This is a genomic window from Streptomyces sp. VNUA24 (assembly GCF_029167005.1).
GTDB lineage: Bacteria > Actinomycetota > Actinomycetes > Streptomycetales > Streptomycetaceae > Streptomyces > Streptomyces scabiei.
On the sequence record NZ_CP119143.1, the window covers coordinates 6590807 to 6612889 of the forward strand.

The following is a 22083-nucleotide window of genomic DNA, read 5'->3' on the forward strand; positions in this document are numbered from 1 at the left end:
CGTACGGACCCGCGGGCCCACGGGCCTGCGGCGTGCGGACCCACCGGCGTACGGGCCTGCGGGCCCGCGGCGGTCCCTTACCCGAGAGGTCATCGACCCCGGCCCGTCCGCCTGCCAGGCTCGTCGGAGTCGGAGCGGCGAGGCTCGTGCGAGTCCCCCCGCCCGGCCCGCCCGAGCCCGGCCGACCGGAGGGACCCCACCCCATGCCCGCCTACGCCATCGCCCACCTGAGGGACGCCGCCCCGCACCCGGAGATCGCCGAGTACATCGAGCGCATCCCCGCCACCTTCGAGCCGTACGGCGGCCGATTCCTCGTGCATGTCGCCCGGCACGAGGTGAAGGAGGGGAGCTGGCCGGGGGCCGTCGTGGTGATCGGCTTCCCCGGGATCGCGGAGGCGCGCAGCTGGTGGGACTCTCCCGCGTACCAGGAGATCGCCCCACTGCGGTCACGGCACATCGCGGGCGACATCATCCTGGTCGAAGGGGTACCCGACGGCTATGACCCCACCGCCACCGCGCAGGCCATGAGGGACTCCCTGCCCACCGAGCCGCCGCCCACCGAGCCGCCGTCCACCGAATCGCCGTCCACCGCCGAGCGGTAGTCCGGCCGGCGGCGGTCAGAGCTCCTTCTCGTACCAGGCCACGTCCCAGTACCGCCCGAACTTCCGCCCGACCTCCCGGTACGTGCCGACGTACCGGAACCCGAACCGCTCGTGCAGCCGCGTCGACGCCTCGTTCGGCTGGGCGATGCCGGCATAGGCGCGGTGGACGTCCTCGGCGGCGAGCGCGGCGAAAAGGGCCCGGTACAGCAGTGTGCCGACGCCCCGGCCACCCGCGTCCGGGGCGAGGTACACCGACACCTCCACCGAGGTCCCGTACGCCGCCTTCGGGCGGAACGCGCTGCTCGTGGCGTACCCGAGAATCCGCTGTGAGTCCTTCGCGGTGGCAACCATCAGGCGGTGCGGGCCGTCTTCAGGGTGGGAGAGCAGCCAAGGGCGGCGCTCTTCCGGAGTGAGGACAGCGGTATCGAATGTGATGGGCGTCTCACGGACGTAGTGGTTGTAGATGTCGGTGAGGGCGGCGAGGTCGGTCGCGACTCCTGGTCTGACCTGCACCTCCGCGGACTCTCCGGACATCTCGCCTCCCCTTGTGGCGGCACAGGGTACTGCAAGATCAGAAAAATAGTGGGACGGGTTGGGAATTCTGTCCTGATTCCAGTCGTTGTTTCCTTCGGAAGCAGGGCACTCGGGAGAGTGTCCGAGCGGCCGCATCAAGACACACGTAGGAACAGACACGACCCTGCCAGCCCACCATCGCAAGGGAGCACGCATGGCAACCCCTGCCGTCGCCGCTCGTCGTTCGTCCGCCTCCGGCCGGACCGACGCGGCTCGCAGCGTTCGCGCCTCTGGCGGCGAGATCGCCGACCGCGACCTGGTCGGCATGTACCTCGACGAGATCGCGCGTACACCGCTGCTCGACGCCGCCAAGGAAGTCGAGCTGTCCCAGGTCATCGAGGCGGGCGTGTTCGCCCAGCAGATCCTCGACGGCGAGGAGGAGGCCCAGGCGGACGCGACCCGCGAAGAACTCGAAGCCCTCGTCGCCGACAGCGAGCGGGCCAAGGACATCTTCATACGGTCGAACCTGCGCCTCGTCGTGGCCGTCGCCCGGCGCTATCCGCGCAGTGGTCTGCCCCTGCTCGACCTCATCCAGGAGGGCAACGCGGGCCTGGTCCGCGCGGTGGAGAAGTTCGACTACCGCAAGGGCTTCAAGTTCTCGACGTACGCCACCTGGTGGATCCGGCAGGCCATCACCCGGTCCATCGCGGACCAGTCGCGCACCATCCGGCTGCCCGTGCACCTCGTCGAGGAGCTGGGCCGGATCCGCCGTGTGCAGCGCGAGTTCAACCGCGAGCACGGGCGCGACCCCGAGCCCGCCGAGATCGCCGCCGAGCTGGGCTCCAACGCGGACCGTGTCACCGACGTCCTCGACTGGGCCCGCGACCCGGTCTCGCTGAACATGTCGGTGGACGACGACGGCGACACCCAGTTCGGCGACCTCCTGGAGGACACCTCCGCGGTCTCGCCCGAGCAGTCCGTGCTCACGCTGCTGCGCAGCGAGGAGCTGGACGGCCTCATCGGGCGCCTCGACCAGCGCACCGCGTCCATCATCAAGATGCGGTACGGCATCGAGGACGGCCGCGAGCGCACCCTCACCGAGGTCGGCAAGGAGCACGGGCTCACCCGCGAGCGCATCCGCCAGATCGAGAAGCACGCCCTGCTCGAACTGAAGAAGCTCGCCCGCGACACGGGCTTCGACGCGGTCGCCTGAACGACCCGTCGCCCCACCCGTTCCCGACCCGTTCGAGGAGCGGTACGGCGACCGTCGCCCGGTACGGACCACCAGCCCCGTACGGCCCAACCCCTGGGGCCGCAGCGGGGCTTGGTCCGCCGTGCCGTCCGCCCGTCGCCCTGTCCCCGCCGGGACTTGGCCATTTCTGTACCGCTGGTTGGCCGTAGTGCGCCGCTTCAACTCCCCCTTCCCGGGGCACAAGACTTCCGGGCCCACGACTTCACCGGGCCCGGAGCCGTCAGGCCCGGGACCCCGAGTCCGAGGGAGTCGGAGTCACACCACAGCACACCCCGCAGCACACCCTGAACACCCCGCTCGCACCGGTCCGCATCGCACCGCCCCGAGACCACCCGAAGCCAAGTCCCGACGCTCTCCCCCCAGCGCCGGGACTCTCCGAGAGCCGGGCTTCGGCGCCTCCCCCCCTTGGCGCCGAGGCCCGGCTTCTTTCCGTCCGCCGGGCCGGGCAGAACGAAGGGCCACCCCGGACCTGAACCCCGGGGTGACCCGAACGGCAGATTGTGCCACAGCGGGCGTTCTCCGCCGGAGGTGTCGCGAAGGCCGAACCCGCACGTCACAGCCCTCACGGAACCCTCGCCCCGCCCCTCACTCCCCGGCGCCGCCCGCCGCCCGGGTCAGCCGGGCACCCAACTCCCTTACGTAAGACACCAGTTCAGGCGGCTCGTGCACGGTGAACTCACAGTCGACCATGGCCACCCGCACGGCCAGCCACTCCACGGCATCGCCGACGGAGGCCCGCAGCCGGCAGCTGTGCTCGTCGACCGGTTCGGGCGTACCCAGCCAGCGGGGCAGCCGGGCCGCGATGAACTCGGCGGGCGCGGCGAAGGTGACGTCGAAGGCGTAGGTCTCCTGCCGCCGGTACATCGACCGCCGCAGAAACTCCTCCGCGCTCCCCGTCGGCAGCTCGCGCGGGGCGAACCGGGCCCCGGTGGCGAAGGGTTCCTCCACCCGGTCGACCCGGAAGGTGCGCCAGTCGGCGCGATCGAGGTCGTAGGCGACGAGATACCAGCGACGGCCGGTCGACACGAGCCGGTACGGCTCGCAGTGGCGCCGCGAGTCCGTGCCGTCACCGGAACGGTAGGCGAAGCGCAGCCGCTCCCCGCCGGCCACCGCCGAGGCCATCACGGTCAGCGTCTCCGGCGTGACCGTCGCGCCGTCGCCGCTGGTCAGCGGAGTGGTGGCGGCCTGCAGCGTGGAGACCCGGTGGCGCAGCCGCGACGGCAGGACCTGTTCGAGCTTGGCGAGCGCCCGTACGGACGCCTCGTCCACGCCCTCCACAGCGTGCCCGGCCCCGGCCCGCAGGCCGACCGCGATCGCCACCGCCTCCTCGTCGTCCAGGACCAGCGGGGGCATCGCCTTGCCCGCCACCAGCCGGTAGCCGCCGTCGGCGCCCATGGTCGCCTGCACCGGATAGCCCAGCTCGCGCAGCCGGTCGATGTCCCGCCGGACGGTCCGCCGCGAGACCCGCAGCCGGTCGGCGAGTTCACCGCCCGGCCACTCGCGGGGCGTCTGAAGGAGGGAAAGGAGCTGAAGCAGCCGCGCCGGGGTGTCCGTAGTCATGCTCCGAGCATGCCGGATAACTAGGACACGATCTGACCTACTCGGCCTCTACCGTCACAGCATGACCTCGACAACGAGCGCCCTGAAGGGGCGCGGCGAACTGCGCGACCAGCCCCGACCGACCGCCGGTGACCCGGCCACCGTCACCGAAACAGCGCTTCCGTCGCCCCCCGAGGCCGACCGGCGGCGCTGGATCGCCCTCGCCGTCGTCATGACGGCCGCCTTCATGGACCTCGTCGACGTCACCATCGTCAACATCGCCATCCCCTCCATCCAGCGCACCGAGCACGCCTCGTTCAGCCAGATCCAGTGGATCACCGCCGGGTACGCGCTCGCCTTCGCCGCGGGCCTCGTCACCGGCGGCAGGCTCGGCGACATCCACGGCCGCCGGCGGATCTTCCTCCTCGGCATCGGCGGCTTCACCCTCGCCTCCGCGCTGTGCGGCCTCGCCGCGAACCCGGAGATGCTGGTGGCGGCCAGGATCGCGCAGGGCGCGACCGCCGCGCTGATGGTGCCTCAGGTGCTGTCGATCGTGCACGCGACCTTCCCGGCGCACGAACGCGGCAAGGTCTTCGGCCTGTTCGGGGCGATCGTGGGCCTGGGCGCGGTCTCCGGTCCGCTGCTCGGCGCGCTGCTCATCGAGTGGAACCCGCTCGGCCTCGAATGGCGGGCGATCTTCCTCATCAACCTCCCGGTCGGCGTCGCGGGCCTGATCCTGGGCCGCCGCTTCATCGCCGAGTCCAGGGCACCGCACGCCCTGAAGCTGGACCTCGTGGGCGTCGCGCTGGTCACCGCCGGTCTGCTGATGCTGCTCTACCCCCTCACCCGGGGCCGGGAGCTGGGCTGGCCGCTGTGGGGATACGTCTCGATGGCCGGCTCGCTGGTCGTGCTCGCGGTGCTGGTGGCGTACGAGCGGCGCAAGACCGCGCGCGACGGGTCCCCGCTCATCGAACTGTCGCTGTTCCGGGTGAAGAGCTTCGCGGCGGGCATCGCCGTACAGACCGTCTTCGGCATCGCCCTCGGTGTGTTCTTCCTCGTCTGGACGCTCTACCTGCAGACCGGCCTCGGCTGGAGCGTCCTGCGGGCCGGTCTCACCGGTGTCCCGTTCTCCCTCGCCGTGTCGGTCGCGGCCGGCGTCTCGGTCCAGAAGCTCGTTCCGCGCTTCGGCCGCAAGGTCCTCCAGGCGGGCGCGCTGCTGATGGCGGCCGGAGTCCTGCTGTACAGGGGCGCCTCCGAGCACTACGGCCTCGCCATCACCTCCTGGCAGATGACCCTCCCGCTGGTCGTGATGGGCGCGGGCATGGGGCTCATCGTGGCCCCGCTGACCGACGCGATCCTCTCCGGGGTGCCGCGTGAGCACGCCGGGTCCGCGTCCGGGCTGATCAGCACGGTCCAGCAGATGGGCAACGCGCTGGGGCTCGGCCTGGTCGCCGTCGTCTTCTTCGGCGTCATGGACGACCACCTCGCTCCGGCCGACGTCCGCCCCGCCTTCGTCGACTCCTTCGAATACGCCCTCGGCTGGGTGGCCGCGGTCCTGTTCGCGATCTTCCTGCTGATGTTCGCGCTGCCGAGGCGGGCGACGGAGGCTGGGGTGGCGGAGACCGGGGCGGCGGTGACCGGGGTGGCGGCGGAGACCGGCTTGGCGGCGCAGGACGCGGTGGCGGCGCAGGATGAGGCGGTGGCGCGGGACGAGGCGGTGGCGCAGGACGGTGACGGTGAGCGGGCGTCCATGGAGCCCGGGGTGCCGGCCGTCGTGGAGGCCGGTGGGCCGGTGCGCTGACCTGTCGGCCGGTGGGGTTGCCCGCCGGGCAGACGACGAGAGCGGGGCGGGGGACCTTCGGGTCGCCGGCCCCGCTCTCGGCGTACCGCCCGGTCACGCCCGCCCCTGCGTGTCCGCGCCCGCCCATGCCCACTTGTGCCCGACCATGCCCGACTGTGCCCGTATCGCGGTCGTACCTGTTTACTTTCCGGACATCCCGGCGTAGTCTCCGAGCGAAACCACAGAGTCGGGCACCAGTCGGAGGCGAACGGGCATGTACGCACCCGAGCGGCAGCAGGAGATTCTCCGGCTCGCGCGTGACGGCGGCCGGGTGGACGTGGTGTCGCTGGCCGAGCAGTTCCAGGTCACGGCCGAGACGATCCGCCGGGATCTCAAGGCCCTCGACCGTGCCGGGCTCGTCCAGCGCGTGCACGGCGGCGCGATCCCCGCCGGCCGCCTGGACTTCGAGCCGGACCTCGCCGAACGCGAGGGCACCGCCGCCGACCAGAAGGACCGGATCGCCCAGGCCGCCCTCGCCGAACTGCCGGACGACGGCACGATCGTCCTCGACGCCGGTACGACCATCGCGCGCCTCGCCGCCGCCATCCCGCTGGAATCCGCCCTCACCGCGGTCACGCACAGCCTGCCCATCGCCGCCCGCCTCGCCGACCACCCGGGCATCCAGCTCCATCTGGTGGGCGGCCGCGTCCGCCACCGGACCCGCGCCGCCGTGGACGCCTGGGCGCTCAGGGCCTACGGCGAGATCCGCGCGGACGTGCTCTTCGTGGCCGCCAACGGCTTCTCCGTCGACCGCGGTCTGACCACCCCCGACCTGGCCGAGGCCGCCGTGAAGCGCGCGGCCGTCGCCGCGGCCCGGCGCGTGGTGCTGCTCGCCGACTCCTCCAAGCACGGCCAGGAGCACTTCGCCCGCTTCGGCGACCTGACCGACGTGGACCTGCTCATCACCGACAGCGGGCTGAGCGTCGAGGACGCCCTCACCATCGAACGACAGGGCACCGAGGTGCTGCGCGTCCCGGGCGCCGACGCCGCGGGCGGCTCCCACACGAGTGGCTCCACCCCGGGCGGCTCCCACGAGGGCGGCTCCCACGAGGGCGGCTCCGCCGCGGGCCGGAAAGACCGCTCATGATCCTCACCGTCACCCCGAACCCGTCCCTCGACCGCACCTACGAGGTCCCCTCCCTCGACCGCGGCGAGGTCATCCGGGCCACCGGTGAACGCATGGACCCGGGCGGCAAGGGCGTCAACGTCTCCCGGGCGGTCGCCGCCGCGGGCCGGCGCACCGTGGCCGTACTGCCTCTCGGCGGAGCACCGGGCGCCCTGGTCGCCGACCTGCTCGACGCCCAGGGCATCGAGGTCGCCCGGGTGCCGGTCGCCGGGGCGACCCGCTCCAACATCGCCCTCGCGGAGGCCGACGGCGTCCTGACGAAGATCAACGCACCCGGCCCCGAACTGTCCGCCACCGAACGCGAACTCCTCCTGGAAGCGGTCCGCGCCCGGTCCGCCGACGCCTCCTGGATCGCCTGCTGCGGCAGCCTCCCGCGCGGCCTCGACCCGTCCTGGTACGCCGAACTCGTCGCCCGCGCCCACGCGGCCGGCGCCCGTATCGCCCTGGACACCTCCGGCCCGGCGCTGCTCGCCGCGCTCCGCGAACGCCCCGACGTCGTCAAGCCCAACGCCGAGGAACTGGCCGAGGCCGTGGGACGCCCCCTCGCCACGGTCGGCGACGCCGTCAAGGCCGCGGAGGAACTTCGTGAGATGGGGGCCGGTGTGGTGCTGGCCAGCCTCGGCGCCGACGGTCAGCTCCTCGTCGACGCCTCGGGTGCCTGGTTCGGCACCGCCCGCGTCGACGCCGTCCGCAGCAACGTCGGCGCCGGCGACTCCTCCCTCGCCGGTTTCCTGATCGCCGGCGGGCACGGCCCCGAGGCGCTCGCCTCCGCCGTCGCCCACGGGGCCGCGGCCGTCCAGCTCCCGGGCAGCGTCATGCCGACACCCCGCGACCTGGACCCGGCGGCGGTCACGGTCACGGCGGAGGTGCCGGCGGACCGGGTGCTGAGGGAGCCGGTGTCGTGACGCGGGAATCGCGAACGAACGTTCATTTTGGCCGGGCGGCGAATCTGCCCGCGCCCGCGCCTCGCGTCGCCGTCTCGGTCTCCCTGCGAACGAACCTTCGTTTTACCTCCTCCGGCCCGGTCTCTCCGCGAACGAACCCTCGTTTTGCCTCCTCCGCCCCGGCCTCTCCGCGAACGAACCTTCGTTTTGTGGCATCCCTCGCCGCACCCCGTCCCCACCCCCGCCCCTGCCTCCCGGCCCCCGCCCCCCACACTTCCGTCCCCACCCCCGCCCACCACACCCCCCGGGCGATACGCGTGCGAAGGAGCCCGCGATGAGCGAGATGATCACCGCGGACCTGGTCGACCTCGACCTGTCCGCCGAGACGAAGGAAGCGGCGGCGCGTGCCCTCGCCGAGCGCATGGTGGCGAAGGGCCGGGTCACCGACCTGGACGGCTTCCTCGCCGACGTGGCCACCCGCGAGGCACAGATGCCGACCGGCCTCGACGGCGGCATCGGCATCCCGCACTGCCGCAGCGAGCACGTCACCGAGCCGACCCTCGCCTTCGGCCGCAGCGCGGCAGGCGTCGACTTCGGCGCGCCCGACGGCCCCGCCGACCTGATCTTCCTGATCGCCGCGCCCGCGGGCGCCGACGACGCCCACCTCACGATCCTCTCCTCTCTCGCCCGCCAGCTGATGAACACCGAGTTCACGGACGCGCTGCGCGCCGTGGACGACGCGGCCCACGCCGCCGCGCTCATCCGGGGCGACGCCACCGGCGCCGACGCGGCCGAGGGCACCGAAGACTCCGCGGCGGCGTCGGGCGGAACGGCCTCCCCCGACGCCGCCGCGGTCAGCACCACCCCGACCGGAACCACCCCGACCGGAACCACCCCGGCCGAGACCACCCCGGTTCCGGCAGTGGCCGCCCCGGTCCCGGCCGCGGCCGCCCCCGCCGAAGCCCGCCCCTTCCGTATCGTCGCCGTCACCTCCTGCCCCACCGGCATCGCGCACACCTATATGGCTGCCGAGTCGCTGGAGAACGCGGGCCGGGACGCCGGTGACGTCGAGCTCGTCGTCGAGACGCAGGGCTCGGCCGGCTTCTCCCGCCTCGACCCGGCGGTCATCGCCGCCGCCGACGGCGTGATCTTCGCCCACGACGTGCCCGTACGGGAGAAGGACCGGTTCGCCGGCAAACCCACCGTCGACGTCGGCGTGAAGGCGGGCATCAGCCGCCCCGGCGCGCTGATCGCCGAGGTCCGGCAGAAGGCCGAGCGCGGCGAGGTCACGGCCGCCGCCCGGCCCGGCACCCCCGTCGACCGCGCGGGCGAACCCGGCGACGGCTACGGCACCAAGCTGCGCAAATGGCTGATGTCCGGTGTGAGTTACATGGTCCCGTTCGTCGCGGCGGGCGGTCTGCTGATCGCCCTCGGCTTCGCGATCGGCGGCTGGGAGATCAACCAGGCCAAGCCCGTCACCGAGCACTTCGACTGGCTCCAGATCGACAGCTGGGCGGCCCTGCTCTTCCAGATCGGCGCCGTCGCCTTCGGCTTCCTGATCCCGGTCCTCGCCGGATACATCGCCTACGGCATGGCGGACCGGCCGGGCCTCGTGCCGGGCTTCGTCGGCGGCATGATCGCCGCCAACATCAACGCCGGCTTCCTCGGCGGCCTGGTCGCCGGTCTGATCGCCGGCGGAGTCGTCCTCGGCATCCAACGGATCAAGATCCCGCCGGTGATGCGGGGCATCATGCCGGTGGTCGTGATCCCGCTGATCTCCTCGCTGATCGTCGGCTTCCTGATGCTCGTGGTGATCGGCAAGCCCATCGCCCAGGCACAGAAGGGCATGACGGACTGGCTGAGCGGCCTCTCCGGCAGCAACGCCGTCCTGCTCGGTGTCCTGCTCGGCCTGATGATGTGCTTCGACCTGGGCGGCCCGGTCAACAAGGTCGCCTACGCCTTCGCCACCGCCGGCATCGCCGTGCAGGACCCCAGCGACTCCGCGATGAAGATCATGGCAGCCGTCATGGCGGCCGGCATGGTCCCGCCGCTCGGCATGGCGCTCGCCACCACGCTCCGCAAGAAGCTGTTCACCACCGCCGAACGCGAGAACGGCAAGGCGGCATGGGTGCTCGGCGCCTCCTTCATCTCCGAGGGCGCGATCCCCTTCGCCGCGGCCGACCCGCTGCGCGTGATCCCGGCGTCCATGGCGGGCGGCGCGGTCACCGGCGCACTGGCCATGGCCTTCGGCTCGACCCTGCGCGCCCCGCACGGCGGCATCTGGGTCACCCCGCTGATCGGCAAGCCGCTCCTCTACCTGCTGGCCATCGCGGTCGGCACGGCCGTCACCGCCGGCCTGGTCATCCTCCTGAAGGGCCTGCGCAAGACCCCGGCGGGCACGGCGGCCGACTCCACGCCCGCGACCGCCGAGGAGCGGACGAAGGAGCCGGTCGCGGCCTGAACCCGCGACCGTACGCAGGCCGCGGCCCCCACCCGGCAGGGGCCGCGGCCTCACGCGTCCCGGGAGACCGCGGCCTCACACGTACTCGCCCCCGCGCGCCCCTTTAGGGCACTTTGACGTGCGTATGACGTGTACGCCACACCTGCGAGATACGTCACGGTCCGGGCCCGAAGTCCCCTCCTGTGGTGTCTACTGGACGGCATGCCTGAGCACGTGTCGATCCTCCAGCCGCTGGGCCTGGCCGCCCTCGTCCTCGCGTCGGTCGTCTGGGTCGCCCTGCTGGTCCGCGTACTGAACCGGGACCACCAGGTCCACCGAGGCCGCTTCGCCGCACTGGCCGGCCGGCGCGGGCAGCGCGGGTGGGGTCTGCCGCACCAGCGCCGCAGGGGCCCGTACGTGGAGCACGTGGAGCTGACCCCGGCGGAACAGGACGCCTTCGCGTTCCTGGCCCGCCAGTTCAGCGACGACCGCCTCGCCTGAGCCCGCCACCGCCCGGGCCTTCCGCCGCCCGGGCCCTCACGGCCCGGGTGTCCGCCCGAGCCCGCTAGCCGAGCGTCCCCGCCCGACGCTCCATCGCGTCCCGGGCCGCGTCCTCCGTCGCGTACACCTCGCACATATGGCGTCCGTCCGCCGTGGCCGTGTGCTCGACCTCCCACAGCGAGATCTCCTGCCCGTCCGTGAGCAGGAACGCATGCTCGTAGAGGGAGAAGCTGAAGCCGGGCCGGCCCCGCCGCGCGGGACGGTGCGGACGGCCGAACGCCTGGGTGATCTCGTGGGCGAACGCGGTGCGCAACAACAGCGTGGCCAGCTCGTCCCCGGGCGAGTCCGGATTCTCCGCGCGCCGCAGCAGGCGACGCGCATGGTCCGCCGAATCGTCCGGCACGTACTCGTGGCGGGGCTCGGGGAACGCCGCCAGCTCCACGACGGCGGGCAGTTCGAAGTCGGCGGCGTCCGGCGGCAGCGGCAGGCGCGCGGTCGCGGCCCGCAGCTCCTCCTCGTCCGTGTACACCTCGTGCTGGACCTCACCGCCGAGCGCCGTATTGTGCACCAGCTCCCACAGCGTGACGGCCGAGCCGTCGGCCAGCAGCCAGGTGTGCCGGTACGTCGCCCGATGCAGCCCCGAACTGTAGTGCGCGGAATGCAGCGAGCTGTCGTGGGCGAGGGCACAGTCCAGCTGCCGGAGCGTCTCGTCGGGCAGCTCGAAGGAGTTCAGGGCGCGGCCGAGGAGCCGCGCGAGGTGCTCCTCAGGAGACTCGGGCGACTCGGGTGGTTCGTACGCTGCCGTCTCGTACGGAACGCTCAAGGTTTCTCCCGGCGTTGCTGCATGTCACCTTGTGGGTGCATACCGTAGCCCCTCGGTCGGACATCATGTCCGGGAACCGAGAAAACGTACGCCCGTTGAACGACGGAGCCGCGCGGTCTGTTCCCGCGCGGCCCCACGAACCAGCTGAACAGAGTGGTCAGATACCGCTTCCGGCCGTCCACTCGCTCCACGGCATGTTCCAGCCGTTGAGGCCGTTGTCCGGCGCGACTGTCTTGTCCGGGGAGTTCTTCACGATCACCACGTCGCCGACGAGGGAGTTGTCGAAGAACCACTTGCCGGGCGTGTCGCCGCTCGCGCCCTGGGCGTCGGCGAGACCGATGCAGCCGTGGCTGGTGCCCTCACGCCCGAAGGGCGGGTTGCCCCGGTTGTACCAGTAGTTGCCGTGGACGAACGTGCCCGACGTGGTCAGCCGCATCGCGTTCGGCACGTCCGCGATGTCGTACTCACCGCCGAAGCCCACCGTCGACCCGTTCATCCGCGTCTGCCGGAACTTCTCCGAGATCACCATCTGGCCGTTGTACGTCGGGTTCGCGGCGGCGCCCGCCGAGATCGGCACCGTCTTCAGCGTCTTCCCGTCCCGCTCGACCGTCATCGTCTGCGTGTTCACGTCCACCGTGGAGACCTGCGCCCGCCCGACCGTGAAGGTGACCGTCTTGTCCTGCACGCCGTAGAGACCGTTCGCGCCCTCCACGCCGTCCAGGTCCAGCTTCACCGTGACCTTGGAACCGGCCTTCCAGTACTCCTCGGGCCGGAAGTCCAGGCGCTGCCCCCCGAACCAGTGCCCGACCACCTGCTGCCCGCTGCTCGACGTCACCTTGATGTGCGACTGCACGGCCTTCTTGTCCGTGATGGCCTTGTCGAAGGTGAACGACACCGGCATCCCGACCCCGACCGTGGTGCCGTTGTCCGGGGTGTACGTCCCGATGAAACTGTCGGCCGACGACACGGTCGTGAAGATGGAGTTGGCCGCCGCCGTCTTCCCGGCGGCGCTCTTCGCGGTCGCGGAGATCCGGTACTTCGTACCGCGCTCCAACTGCTCCTTCGGCTTCCAGGACCGCCCGTCCGCCGCTATCTCGCCCGCCACGGCGGCGCCGCTCTCGACGGCGGTCATCTTCACCTCGGTCAGCTTGCCGCCGCTGACCTTCACCCCGGTCGCGTTGATGGACGCGCCCGTCGACCCGTCCTTCGCCGAGATCGTGATCCGCGCCACCGCGTCCTCGGCCGAAGTCCCCTTGCCACCACCCTTGTTGTCGGCCTGGGCGTCTCCGCCACAGCCGGTGAGGGTCAGCGCACCGACCACCAGCACGGCACAGGTCCCCAGTGCCCGCCGTACAGCAATCTTCGGCCTTGTCACGATCTGCTCCAGCTTCTTCGCGTCCGCGTGATCCGCGTGATCTACGTGCTCCGCTCGGTTACGTGGAGAAAGAGCCGGCGACGGCCGGGAGGGTTCCCGCTGACTCCGGCCTGACGGCATCGCGTGACAGAACCGGGACAATCGCCCCCGGCGGCACCGGCTGAACCCGACGGCACCCGCTGAACGCTGGAACTACCGATCCCTCAGCCCCTTTTGATCCCCTTGGGGGCCTCCCCCCGCCCCCACCCCCTCCCCTCCCGCGCCCCCTCCCCTCCCACCGCCCCATCGCCCGCCCCCTCCCTCCTCACGCGTCCCCGTACAGCTCCCGGTACGACGGCCACGTGCCCCCAGGCCCGTCCACCGACTCCGCGGCCCGCACCGCCCGTACGATCGCCCGCGTCACCAGGTCGGCGCCCGCCGCGAGGAGTTCGTTCAGGGCGAGGGGGCCAGCCTGCGGCGGCAGCGGGCGGGCGCCCGTCGCCAGGGTGAACACCGTGTCCCCGTCGTTGAGCAGATGCACGGGGCGCACGGCGCGGGCGATACCGTCGTGGGCCGTGCCGGCCAGCTTCTGGGCCTGGGCGCGGGTCAGGTCGGCGTCGGTGGCGACCACGGCCAGCGTGGTGTTCATCGGGGGAGGGGGACTCTGCGCGGCCGCCTCCGCGATCCGGCGCCGCGCGCTCGCGTGGACCTCCGGCGGCGGGTACGCCGCACGCCCCTGGAACAGCTCCCCGTAGAGCACCCCCGTCTCCGGATCCGTCACCGAGCCTGCCGCGTTGGCCACCACCAGAGCGGCCACCGTGATACCCGAGTCCAGCACGGTGCTCGCGGTGCCGATGCCGCCCTTGAGCAGCCCGGCCGTCGCTCCCGTCCCGGCACCCACGCACCCCTCCGCCACCGGGGCGCCCGGCCCGCCGGCGTCGGCCGCCTCGACCGCGGCCCGGCCGAGCGCGGCATCCGGTCTGGCCCCGAAGTCCCCGCCCCGGCCCAGGTCGAAGACACAGGCGGCGGGAACCACCGGCACCACGTGCGCCGGGTCCCGGCCGACGCGCACGCCCCGCCCCCGCTCCTCCAGCCAGGCCATCACGCCCGACGCCGAGTCCAGCCCGTACGCGCTGCCGCCGGTCAGCACCAACGCCTCGACCTTCTGCACCAGGTTGCGCGGGTCGAGCGCGTCCGTCTCCTTGGTGCCCGGTCCTCCTCCGCGCACGTCCACCGCCGCGACCGCGCCGCCCACCGGGGCCAGCACGACCGTGGTCCCGGTCAGCCAGCCCCCGCCCGCCCGGGTGGCGTGACCGACCCGCAGACCGGCGACGTCGGTGAGCGCGTCAACGGCCATGGGCGTCACGGGTGTCGTGGGCCGGGTCCGCCCCCGGGGCCTGGCGGGTCTCCTCGGCGTGGTGGTCCCGGGCAGTGAGTGTGACTCCGACCGCGACCGTCGCGGCGGCCACGAAGCCGGCGGCCGGGACCGCCCAGTGACCCAGGAACGTGCACCCGACCACGGCCAGCGCGGAGAGCGGCAGAACCGCCTGCCGGGTCGTACCCACCTTGTAGTGGCGGGCGTGCAGCGCCCACACGGACAGGAGATACAGCGCCGTCGGCAGGGTCACCGCGGCGGACGCGGCCAGCGTGGAGATGTGCGCCTTGCCGACCGCCTGCTCCACCGCCACCTCCAGCCCGGCACCGATCGCGGCCGCCGAGGCGAAGATCAGGTAGTGGCCGTAGCCCCACAGGAAGCTCTCCTTGCTGGAGCGCAGATGGCCGTGGATGGGGACGGTGAAGTAGACCCACCACGCCGAGAACACGATCAGCAGTCCGCCCGCCGCGATCGGCAAAAGCTCGCCCAGCGCGTCCTCGTCGTCCACCGCCGACTTCACGGCGACCGTCGCCGCCAGGATCGTCTCGCCGAGCACGATGATGGTGAACAGGCCGTACCGCTCGGCGATGTGATGCGGATGCCAGGACGTCTGGAAGCCCTTCTCCGCGAACACCGGGACGCTCAGTTCGGCGATCGCCATCACCAGGAACAGCCACGGCCTGGCCGGCTCCGGCAGGACCAGCAGCCCCAGCCAGCCGATCTGGCAGAGCGCCACACCGCCCGCGTACCGCAGGGCCGTGGTCCGCTCGGGGCCCGTCGCGGTCCGTGCGGCCCGCAGCCACTGCGCGGTCATCGCCAGCCGCATGATCACGTACCCGAGCACGACCAGCAGCCAGTCGTGGTCCTCGAAGGCCCGGGTGACCCCGGCGGCGAGCACCAGCACACCGGCGATCTGGACGAGGGTCACCAGCCGGTACGGCACGTCGTCGTTGTCGTACGCCGAGGCGAACCAGGTGAAGTTCATCCAGGCCCACCAGATCGCGAAGAACACCATCGCGTAGTTGGCGATGCCCTCGGCCGCGTGCGCCTCCGCGACGGAGTGCACCAGCTGGACGCCCGCCTGGGCGACGGCGACCACGAAGCACAGGTCGAACAGGAGCTCCAGCGGCGAGGCGACCCGGTGCTCCTCCCCGCGCCCCCGTGCGACCAGCCTGCGCACCGGGGCCCGGCCGGTGGGTGCGGGAACCGAGGGGGTCGGGGGCGTGGAACGGGACGTCATGCGGCCAAGCACACCAGATAACCCGGGGAAATTCCTGCCCGGGGTCGCACAAGTACCGGGAGGGACCGACGGAGTGCGCGGACATGCCGGGCGGACGCGCGGACTGGCTCGGCGAGCGCGTGGTCGTGCCGGGCGGACGCGCGGACGTGCGGACGTGCCCGGGGGAGTGGCCGGGGCCGCCCGTCGGCCGGGACCGGGGCCGTACTCTGGAGGCATGAGTACCGCTCCCGCCCCCGAACCGCGTGACCCCAAGGCCGCGCTGGTCTTCGACGACCCGTTCAGCCGTCCGTCGTCCGACGACACGGACCACGGATGGGGCGAGCGGCCCGGCGACGGCGGCGACAGCGCGGCCGACCTGAAGCGCTTCCTCGACGAGAAGCCGCCCCACCACCTCTGACACCGCCGGCCGAGGGCAGCGGGAGCCGCTACGTGCGGTCGTGGCCGGAGCCGCGCTGGGCCACCAGGGCGTCGCGGATCTCCTTCAGGACCTCCAGCTCGGTCACCTCGATGACCTCGTGCGTGCCCTCCTTCGCCTTGCGGCGGGCCTCCTGACGGGCCAGGTACTTGGCCATCGGAAGCACCATCAGGAAGTAGACGACGGCCGCGGTGATGAGGAACGTGAGCGTCGCGTTCAGCACCGTGCCCCAGAGGATCGAGACGCCGTCGGTGACCGTGCCGTCCGTCCCCACCTTGCAGGGGTCCTTCAGGCAGTAGCTGTACTGGTCCAGGTTCTTCGTGCCGAACGCCCCCACCAGCGGGCTGATGACCCCCTTCACCACCGAGTTGACGATGTTGGTGAAGGCCGCGCCGATGACCACGGCGACGGCCAGGTCGACGACGTTCCCCCGCATCAGGAAGGCCTTGAAGCCCTCCCAGACGCCCGGCTCCTTCTGCTTGCTCACCACGAGGCCCTTCCGCGCTGATTGTGGAACAAATGACTCCGCAACCTACGGCAGGGCCCGGCCCCCGTGTCCAGTCGGGTCCCACCATCGTGGGATCCGGCGTCACCACAGTGTCACCGCCAGCCGGGACGTGGCACTCGCGCCGGCCAGCCGGGCCGCGGTGCGGCGGGGCACGGTCAGGACGACCAGGGCTCCGCTCTCGGCGGCGTCGGCGGCCGGCACCTTGGAGACCCGGGCGCCGCGGGCGACGATCCGTGCGGCGCCGGCGCCCGTCGCCGACTCCTCGGCCGCGATCACGTCGACGCGGTCGCCGGGGCGCAGCAGCCGTACCGTCGCGGCGTCGGCGATGCGTACCGGCGCGGTCACCCTCTCCACGGGGGCGGGGCGCTCGGGGACCGGGTCGGCCACGGGGTGGCCCCTGACCCGTCCGGACTCCCGGGGGCCCGCTCCTGTCACCAGCAGGGCCGCCGCGGTCACCGCCAGGCCCGCGGCCATGGCCCGTCGCCGGCAGCGGGCGAGACGACGCAGGCGGTGTGCCCCGCCGCGCACCCTGAGCGGTGCGAAGTGCGGAACCTCGCAGGTGGGAGGGGCGTCGGCGCCGGGTGGGCCGATGGCCCAGGAGGGGACCCGCCCGGGCGCGGGCCGGGACGGCGACGGGGAGGAGGACGGGGGAGGGGCCGGTGGCAGGGACGGCGACGGGAATGGGGACGGCGACGGGAACGGGGACATGTGAGGGGGCCGGGGCGTCGGCTCGGACGAGGGACGGGACATGGGGACCACCACCTGCTGTGGGAGATCGGCTGGCGGTCCCACGATGAGGGCCGGCGGCGGAACCCGCCGAGACCTGTGGACCACCGGCCGACTGTGGAAAACCCCATCACCCGAACGAGGAGTTCCGTCGGAGCCGTGGCAGCCGGAACCCCCCGTCAGGGCAGTGTCGCGGCAGCGTCAGGGCAGGTCGAACCCCGGGTCCATGCCGCCCAGTGCCGTCGCGCACAGGCAGTCGCGGCTGTCGTTCGCCGGCAGGGCGGCGACCGCGTCGAAGAGGACGCCCCGCAACCGGTCGACGTTCGCGGCGAACACCCGCAGGACCTCCTCGTGGGAGACGCCCTCGCCGGTCTCGGCGCCGGCGTCGAGGTCGGTGACCAGGGTCAGGGTGGAGTAGCAGAGCTCCAGTTCGCGGGCGAGGACGGCCTCGGGGTGGCCGGTCATACCGACGACGGACCAGCCCTGGGCCTGGTGCCAGAGGGACTCCGCGCGGGTGGAGAAACGGGGACCCTCGACCACCACCAGGGTGCCGCCGTCCACCGGTTCCCAGTCCCGGCCGCGCGCCGCTTCGAGGGCGGCCCTGCGGCCCGTGGGGCAGTAGGGGTCGGCCAGTGAGACATGGACGACGTTGGGGACGGACCCGCCCGGCAGCGGAAGGCCGTCGAAGTAGGTCTGGGCGCGGGACTTGGTGCGGTCCACCAGCTGGTCCGGGACGAGGAGCGTGCCCGGTCCGTACTCCGGCCGCAGTCCGCCCACCGCGCACGGCCCGAGCACCTGGCGCGCGCCCACGGACCGCAGTGCCCACAGGTTGGCCCGGTAGTTGATGCGGTGCGGCGGCAGATGGTGCCCACGGCCGTGGCGCGGCAGGAAGGCGACCCGGCGCCCGGCGATCTCACCGAGGAAGAGGGAGTCGCTGGGGGGTCCGTAGGGGGTGTCCACCTGTATCTCGGTCACGTCGTCGAGGAAGGAGTAGAAACCCGACCCCCCGATGACACCGATCTCCGCCAGGTCCGTCCCCGCCGCGTCCGTTCCTGTCGCGTCCGTCCCCGTCGGCTCGGTTCCCGTCGACTCCGTCCCCGCCGAGCCCGTCCCCACCGTGCCGTCCGCCGTGCTCGTCCCGCCCACCGGCCCCGTCCCGTCCGCCTGCTCCGTGTTCGCCATGCCCGCACCCTAACCGGGGCCCGGACACGCCGAAGACCCCGCCGTCGTACGACGGCGGGGTCCCGGACGAGGGTGCTAGGCCGCCGAGGTGCTGCTGGTGGAGGAAGAGCCCGCGGACGACGACTTCGAGTCCGAGGACGACGAACCCGACGAGGACGAGGACGAGGTCGACGCGGACTTGGAGTCCGAGGACGACTTCGTGTCCGACGACTTCGACGTCGCGGGGCTACTGCTCGACGAGGAGCCGCGGCTGTCGTTCCGGTAGAAACCGGAGCCCTTGAAGACGATGCCGACCGCGGAGAACACCTTCTTGAGGCGGCCGTTGCAGGCGGGGCACTCGGTCAGGGCGTCGTCGGTGAACTTCTGCACCGCTTCGAGGCCCTCACCGCATTCGGTGCACTGGTACTGGTACGTCGGCACTGGTCTTCCTCCTGGCACTCTCACTCGATGAGTGCTAACGACGGTCCATAGTGACGTATTCCCCCGGGATCAGTCCACTGTCACCGGCACTCGGTGACCGACGACACGCGCGACGGTACGGCTCCGGGGGGTGCCCACCAGCCTCGTACGCAGGGCGAACAGCGTGGCGAGGGCCAGTACCGTACCGGCCGCGGGCACCAGGAATCCGGCGCCGGTCCACAGCCGGTCCTCCAGCTGGCCGGCGGTGGTGACGGCGGCCGCCTGGCCGAGCGCGACCGCGCCGGTGAGCCAGGTGAAGGCCTCCGTGCGGGCGCCGGACGGGACCAGCGAGTCGACCAGCGTGTATCCGGTGATCAGGGCGGGGGCGATGCACATGCCGACCAGCAGGCCGAGCGCGGCGAGCACGAGCACGGAGTCGGCGGTCCACAGGGCGGAGGCGGCCAGCGCGAGGGCGGTGTAGCCGACGAGCAGGCGCCGCTGCGGGGCCGCCTTCCAGGCGATCGCGCCGCAGACGATGCCGGCGAGCATGTTGCCCGCGGCGAAGACGCCGTACAGGACGCCGTTGATGCCGGGCTCGCCGATCGACTCGGAGAAGGCGGCGAGGGAGACCTGCATGCCGCCGAAGACGGAGCCGATGCCCAGGAAGGTGACGATCAGGACGCGTACGCCGGGCACGGCGAGCGCGGAGACCCGCTCCACGCGCGCGTGCGCCGCGGGAACGACCTGGGGCTGGGTGGCGCGCTGCGCGGCGAACAGCAGACCGCCGACCAGGGTGAGCCCGGCCTCGGTGAGCAGACCGGCGGCCGGGTGCACGGCGGTGCAGAGCGCGGTCGCGAGCAGCGGGCCGAGCACGAAGGTCAGCTCGTCGGTGACGGACTCGAAGGCGGCGGCGGTGCTCATCAGGGGCGAGCCCTTGAGTGTGACGCCCCAGCGGGCCCGCACCATGGGGCCGATCTGCGGCACCGACGCCCCGGTCGGCACGGCGGCCACGAACAGCGCCCACAGCGGGGCGTCCATCAGGGCCAGCGCCGTCAGGGTGAGGCCGGCGGCACCGTGGACGAGAACGCCGGGGATCAGGACGGCCCGCTGTCCGTGCCGGTCGGCGAGACGGCCGCTGTAGGGGGCGAACAGCGCCATGGAGACACCGGTGGCGGCCGCCACGGCGCCCGCCGCCCCGTACGAGCCGGTGGTGTGCTGCACCAGCAGGACGAGGGAGAGGGTCAGCATGGCGAACGGCTGGCGGGCCGCGAAGCCGGGGAGGAGGAACGTCCACGCGCGCGGGGTGCGCAGCAGCTGCCCGTATCCCGGGCGGGAGGCCTTCGAGGGGCCAGGGGTGCGCGGGGTGCGTGAGGTGTTCGAGGAGACCGTGGATGCCACGGCCGTGCCTTTCCGCCGCCTGGTAGCGCGCCCGTGCGGGGGGCGCCGAGAGCTGTCCTCTTGCGCTACTGCGGTAGATGCCGGAGCCCGCTGAGAGGGGCGTCCCGGCCGCCATACGGTCGCGCCAGCTCTGCGTCAGGCAGAGTTGGTCCGATCAAGTGCGCCTTCATCGTACAGGGATGATCGGCCGGGGAGCCTGTGAAACCGAGCACCATGGGCGGCCGCACCTCCGAATCCAGAGGGTGTGAACAGGACGAAACCTCCCCTTAACGCCCCGCCCCACCTTTCCCGCGCCCGCCTCCGCTCCCGCCCCGGCCTCCGCTCCCGCCGCCCCGGCCTCCGCTCCCGCTCCCGCCCCGGCCTCCGCGTCCACTCCCGCCCCGGTTCGCCTCACCGCCACCCTCCCCGTCCCCGTCCCCGTCCCCGTCCCCGTTCCCGTTCCCGTTCCCCGTCCCCAGCCAGTAGGCCAGCTTGCCGCCCTGGCCGACGGCCCTGAGGCGGCGTTCGGCCTGGTCGCGGACCGGGTCCGTGGCGACGACGAGCAGTTCGTCACCGCGGCGCAGCACCGTGGTCGGCAGGGGCACGAAGGAGGTGCCGTCGCGTACGACGAGGGTGACGGCGGCGCCCGGGGGCAGCCGCAGCTCGTTGACCTCGACGCCGTGCATCCGGGACTTCTCGGGGATGGCGACGGACAGCAGGTGGCCGCGCAGGCGTTCCAGGGGCGCCGACTCGATGCCGAGGTCGGCGGCCGCCTCGCCGGAGCCGAGCCGCAGCTTGCGGGCCAGCCAGGGCAGGGTGGGCCCCTGGACGAGGGTGTAGACGACGACCAGCACGAAGACGATGTTGAAGATGCGGCGGCTGCCCTCGATCCCGCTCACCATGGGGATCGTCGCCAGGATGATGGGCACCGCGCCGCGCAGGCCGGCCCAGGACAGCAGGGTCTGCTCGCGCCACGGCACCCGGAACGGGGTCAGCGCGACGATCACGCTCAGCGGTCGCGCGACCATGGTCAGCACCAGGCCGATCACGAGCGCGGGCCAGATGTCGTCGCCCATCTCGTGCGGGGTGACGAGCAGGCCGAGCAGGACGAACATGCCGATCTGGGCGATCCAGCCGACGCCCTCGGCGAAGCCGCGGGTGGCCGGCCAGTGCGGCAGCTTGGCGTTGCCGAGGACGACGGAGGCCAGGTAGACGGCGAGGAAGCCGCTGCCGTGGGCCATGGCGCCGGCCGCGTAGGCGGTGACGGCGATCGCCATGACGGCGATGGGGTAGAGGCCGGAGGCGGGCAGTGCCACGTGCCGCAGGCCCCAGGAGCCCAGCCAGCCCACGGCGAGGCCGATCGCGGCGCCGATCGCCAGTTCCAGCGTTATCTCGCCGATGAGCACGTACCAGTGCTCGACCGGTCCGGCCATGGAGAGCGCGGCGACGAGGATGACGACGGGGGCGTCGTTGAAGCCGGACTCGGCCTCCAGGGTGCCCGTCACGCGCGCGGGGAGGGGGATCTTGCGCAGCACGGAGAAGACGGCCGCCGCGTCCGTGGAGGACACGACCGCGCCGATGATGAGTGACTGCCGCCACTCCAGCCCGATCAGGTAGTGCGCGCTCGCGGCCGTGACCCCGACACTCACCGCGACCCCGGCCAGCGCCAGTGAGGCGGCGGCGGGCAGGGCCGGCTTGATCTCCTTCCACTTCGTGCCGAGGCCGCCCTCCGCGAGGATCACGACGAGGGCCGCGTAGCCGATGACCTGGGTCAGTTCGGCGTTGTCGAAGTGGATGTCGCCGATGCCGTCCTGGCCCATGGCGATGCCGATGCCCAGGTAGACGAGCAGGCTGGGGAGCCCGCTGCGCGACGAGATCCGGACCGCGGCGACCGCGACCAACAGGACGAGCGAGCAGACGAGCAGGAGCTGGTTGAGGTCGTGGACAGTCAGAGGGCCGTACCTTTCTCGCCGAACCGCACGTGGTT

General features: G+C 72.5%; 20 protein-coding genes. 8 read left to right on the plus strand and 12 right to left on the minus strand.

Annotation, left to right across the window (positions count from 1 at the left end):
- Window positions 1-203: 203 nt before the first annotated feature.
- Window positions 204-602 (plus strand): DUF1330 domain-containing protein, encoded by a 399-nt coding sequence (locus tag PYR72_RS28280; protein WP_275457913.1) that lies wholly within the window; start codon window positions 204-206, stop codon window positions 600-602.
- 15 nt (window positions 603-617) lie between these two features.
- On the opposite strand, the gene PYR72_RS28285 is transcribed toward PYR72_RS28280, so the two are convergent.
- Window positions 618-1136 carry a GNAT family N-acetyltransferase gene (locus PYR72_RS28285; protein ID WP_275457914.1) on the minus strand — a complete coding sequence of 173 codons (519 nt, stop codon included), beginning with the start codon at window positions 1134-1136 and terminating at the stop codon, window positions 618-620.
- 193 nt (window positions 1137-1329) lie between these two features.
- Here PYR72_RS28285 and PYR72_RS28290 point away from each other — a divergent pair, with 193 nt between their 5' ends.
- Entirely contained in the window at window positions 1330-2328 is a 999-nt protein-coding gene (locus PYR72_RS28290; RefSeq protein ID WP_275457915.1) for a sigma-70 family RNA polymerase sigma factor, read from the plus strand.
- 624 nt (window positions 2329-2952) lie between these two features.
- Here the strand turns inward: PYR72_RS28290 and PYR72_RS28295 are convergent.
- A complete protein-coding gene (locus PYR72_RS28295) occupies window positions 2953-3927 on the minus strand; it encodes a YafY family protein (protein WP_275457916.1) in 975 nt (324 codons plus the stop codon).
- Between the two features lie 61 nt (window positions 3928-3988).
- On the opposite strand from PYR72_RS28295, the gene PYR72_RS28300 reads away from it, so the two are divergent.
- The 5 genes from PYR72_RS28300 to PYR72_RS28320 all read left to right on the plus strand — a co-directional run bounded on the left by PYR72_RS28300 (window position 3989) and on the right by PYR72_RS28320 (window position 10697).
- Window positions 3989-5707, plus strand: a complete 1719-nt coding sequence (locus PYR72_RS28300; RefSeq protein ID WP_275457917.1) for an MFS transporter — start codon at window positions 3989-3991, stop codon at window positions 5705-5707.
- A 253-nt stretch (window positions 5708-5960) separates the two neighbouring features.
- Entirely contained in the window at window positions 5961-6833 is an 873-nt protein-coding gene (locus PYR72_RS28305) for a DeoR/GlpR family DNA-binding transcription regulator (protein WP_275457918.1), read from the plus strand.
- Window positions 6830-7777 carry a 1-phosphofructokinase gene (pfkB, locus tag PYR72_RS28310; protein WP_059085022.1) on the plus strand — a complete coding sequence of 316 codons (948 nt, stop codon included), beginning with the start codon at window positions 6830-6832 and terminating at the stop codon, window positions 7775-7777. Before PYR72_RS28305 ends, pfkB begins: the two co-directional genes overlap by 4 nt.
- A 313-nt stretch (window positions 7778-8090) precedes the next feature.
- Window positions 8091-10217, plus strand: coding sequence for a fructose-specific PTS transporter subunit EIIC (locus tag PYR72_RS28315; protein WP_275457919.1), 2127 nt, complete (start codon window positions 8091-8093; stop codon window positions 10215-10217).
- Window positions 10218-10418: 201 nt separating this feature from the next.
- On the plus strand, window positions 10419-10697 hold the full coding sequence (locus PYR72_RS28320; protein WP_275457920.1) for a hypothetical protein: 279 nt from the start codon (window positions 10419-10421) through the stop codon (window positions 10695-10697).
- Between the two features lie 64 nt (window positions 10698-10761).
- Here PYR72_RS28320 and PYR72_RS28325 read toward each other — a convergent pair whose 3' ends face one another.
- From PYR72_RS28325 to PYR72_RS28340, 4 genes are all read right to left on the minus strand, one after another.
- Window positions 10762-11520, minus strand: coding sequence for a DUF6227 family protein (locus PYR72_RS28325; RefSeq protein WP_275457921.1), 759 nt, complete (start codon window positions 11518-11520; stop codon window positions 10762-10764).
- A 157-nt stretch (window positions 11521-11677) separates the two neighbouring features.
- Window positions 11678-12895, minus strand: coding sequence for an Ig-like domain-containing protein (locus PYR72_RS28330; RefSeq protein WP_275457922.1), 1218 nt, complete (start codon window positions 12893-12895; stop codon window positions 11678-11680).
- Between the two features lie 304 nt (window positions 12896-13199).
- Complete coding sequence (locus PYR72_RS28335) at window positions 13200-14231, minus strand: P1 family peptidase (protein WP_275457923.1); 1032 nt, start codon at window positions 14229-14231, stop codon at window positions 13200-13202.
- Entirely contained in the window at window positions 14221-15489 is a 1269-nt protein-coding gene (locus PYR72_RS28340; RefSeq protein ID WP_275457924.1) for a low temperature requirement protein A, read from the minus strand. The genes PYR72_RS28335 and PYR72_RS28340 overlap by 11 nt, the downstream gene beginning before the upstream one ends.
- A 214-nt stretch (window positions 15490-15703) precedes the next feature.
- Here PYR72_RS28340 and PYR72_RS28345 point away from each other — a divergent pair, with 214 nt between their 5' ends.
- Window positions 15704-15886 carry a hypothetical protein gene (locus PYR72_RS28345; protein ID WP_013002918.1) on the plus strand — a complete coding sequence of 61 codons (183 nt, stop codon included), beginning with the start codon at window positions 15704-15706 and terminating at the stop codon, window positions 15884-15886.
- A gap of 28 nt (window positions 15887-15914) precedes the next feature.
- On the opposite strand, the gene mscL is transcribed toward PYR72_RS28345, so the two are convergent.
- From mscL to PYR72_RS28375, 6 genes are all read right to left on the minus strand, one after another.
- Entirely contained in the window at window positions 15915-16391 is a 477-nt protein-coding gene (mscL, locus tag PYR72_RS28350; RefSeq protein WP_275457925.1) for a large conductance mechanosensitive channel protein MscL, read from the minus strand.
- Window positions 16392-16493: 102 nt separating this feature from the next.
- Window positions 16494-17120, minus strand: coding sequence for a hypothetical protein (locus PYR72_RS28355; protein WP_275460545.1), 627 nt, complete (start codon window positions 17118-17120; stop codon window positions 16494-16496).
- Window positions 17121-17339: 219 nt separating this feature from the next.
- Window positions 17340-18320, minus strand: coding sequence for an S-methyl-5'-thioadenosine phosphorylase (locus tag PYR72_RS28360; RefSeq protein ID WP_275457926.1), 981 nt, complete (start codon window positions 18318-18320; stop codon window positions 17340-17342).
- Between the two features lie 75 nt (window positions 18321-18395).
- On the minus strand, window positions 18396-18740 hold the full coding sequence (locus PYR72_RS28365; RefSeq protein ID WP_275457927.1) for an FmdB family zinc ribbon protein: 345 nt from the start codon (window positions 18738-18740) through the stop codon (window positions 18396-18398).
- A gap of 69 nt (window positions 18741-18809) precedes the next feature.
- Window positions 18810-20117 carry an MFS transporter gene (locus PYR72_RS28370; RefSeq protein ID WP_275457928.1) on the minus strand — a complete coding sequence of 436 codons (1308 nt, stop codon included), beginning with the start codon at window positions 20115-20117 and terminating at the stop codon, window positions 18810-18812.
- Between the two features lie 266 nt (window positions 20118-20383).
- Window positions 20384-21997 (minus strand): potassium/proton antiporter, encoded by a 1614-nt coding sequence (locus PYR72_RS28375; protein WP_275457929.1) that lies wholly within the window; start codon window positions 21995-21997, stop codon window positions 20384-20386.
- Between the last annotated feature and the right edge of the window lie 86 nt (window positions 21998-22083).

What these genes read in the sequence shown, in the direction of transcription:
- PYR72_RS28280 (WP_275457913.1), top strand. Translation starts at nt 204, where the DNA reads ATGCCCGCCTACGCCATCGCCCACCTGAGGGACGCCGCCCCGCACCCG.
- PYR72_RS28285 (WP_275457914.1), bottom strand. Translation starts at nt 1,136, where the DNA reads ATGTCCGGAGAGTCCGCGGAGGTGCAGGTCAGACCAGGAGTCGCGACC.
- PYR72_RS28290 (WP_275457915.1), top strand. Translation starts at nt 1,330, where the DNA reads ATGGCAACCCCTGCCGTCGCCGCTCGTCGTTCGTCCGCCTCCGGCCGG.
- PYR72_RS28295 (WP_275457916.1), bottom strand. Translation starts at nt 3,927, where the DNA reads ATGACTACGGACACCCCGGCGCGGCTGCTTCAGCTCCTTTCCCTCCTT.
- PYR72_RS28300 (WP_275457917.1), top strand. Translation starts at nt 3,989, where the DNA reads ATGACCTCGACAACGAGCGCCCTGAAGGGGCGCGGCGAACTGCGCGAC.
- PYR72_RS28305 (WP_275457918.1), top strand. Translation starts at nt 5,961, where the DNA reads ATGTACGCACCCGAGCGGCAGCAGGAGATTCTCCGGCTCGCGCGTGAC.
- pfkB (WP_059085022.1), top strand. Translation starts at nt 6,830, where the DNA reads ATGATCCTCACCGTCACCCCGAACCCGTCCCTCGACCGCACCTACGAG.
- PYR72_RS28315 (WP_275457919.1), top strand. Translation starts at nt 8,091, where the DNA reads ATGAGCGAGATGATCACCGCGGACCTGGTCGACCTCGACCTGTCCGCC.
- PYR72_RS28320 (WP_275457920.1), top strand. Translation starts at nt 10,419, where the DNA reads ATGCCTGAGCACGTGTCGATCCTCCAGCCGCTGGGCCTGGCCGCCCTC.
- PYR72_RS28335 (WP_275457923.1), bottom strand. Translation starts at nt 14,231, where the DNA reads ATGGCCGTTGACGCGCTCACCGACGTCGCCGGTCTGCGGGTCGGTCAC.
- PYR72_RS28340 (WP_275457924.1), bottom strand. Translation starts at nt 15,489, where the DNA reads ATGACGTCCCGTTCCACGCCCCCGACCCCCTCGGTTCCCGCACCCACC.
- PYR72_RS28345 (WP_013002918.1), top strand. Translation starts at nt 15,704, where the DNA reads ATGAGTACCGCTCCCGCCCCCGAACCGCGTGACCCCAAGGCCGCGCTG.
- PYR72_RS28355 (WP_275460545.1), bottom strand. Translation starts at nt 17,120, where the DNA reads ATGTCCCCGTTCCCGTCGCCGTCCCCATTCCCGTCGCCGTCCCTGCCA.
- PYR72_RS28360 (WP_275457926.1), bottom strand. Translation starts at nt 18,320, where the DNA reads ATGGCGAACACGGAGCAGGCGGACGGGACGGGGCCGGTGGGCGGGACG.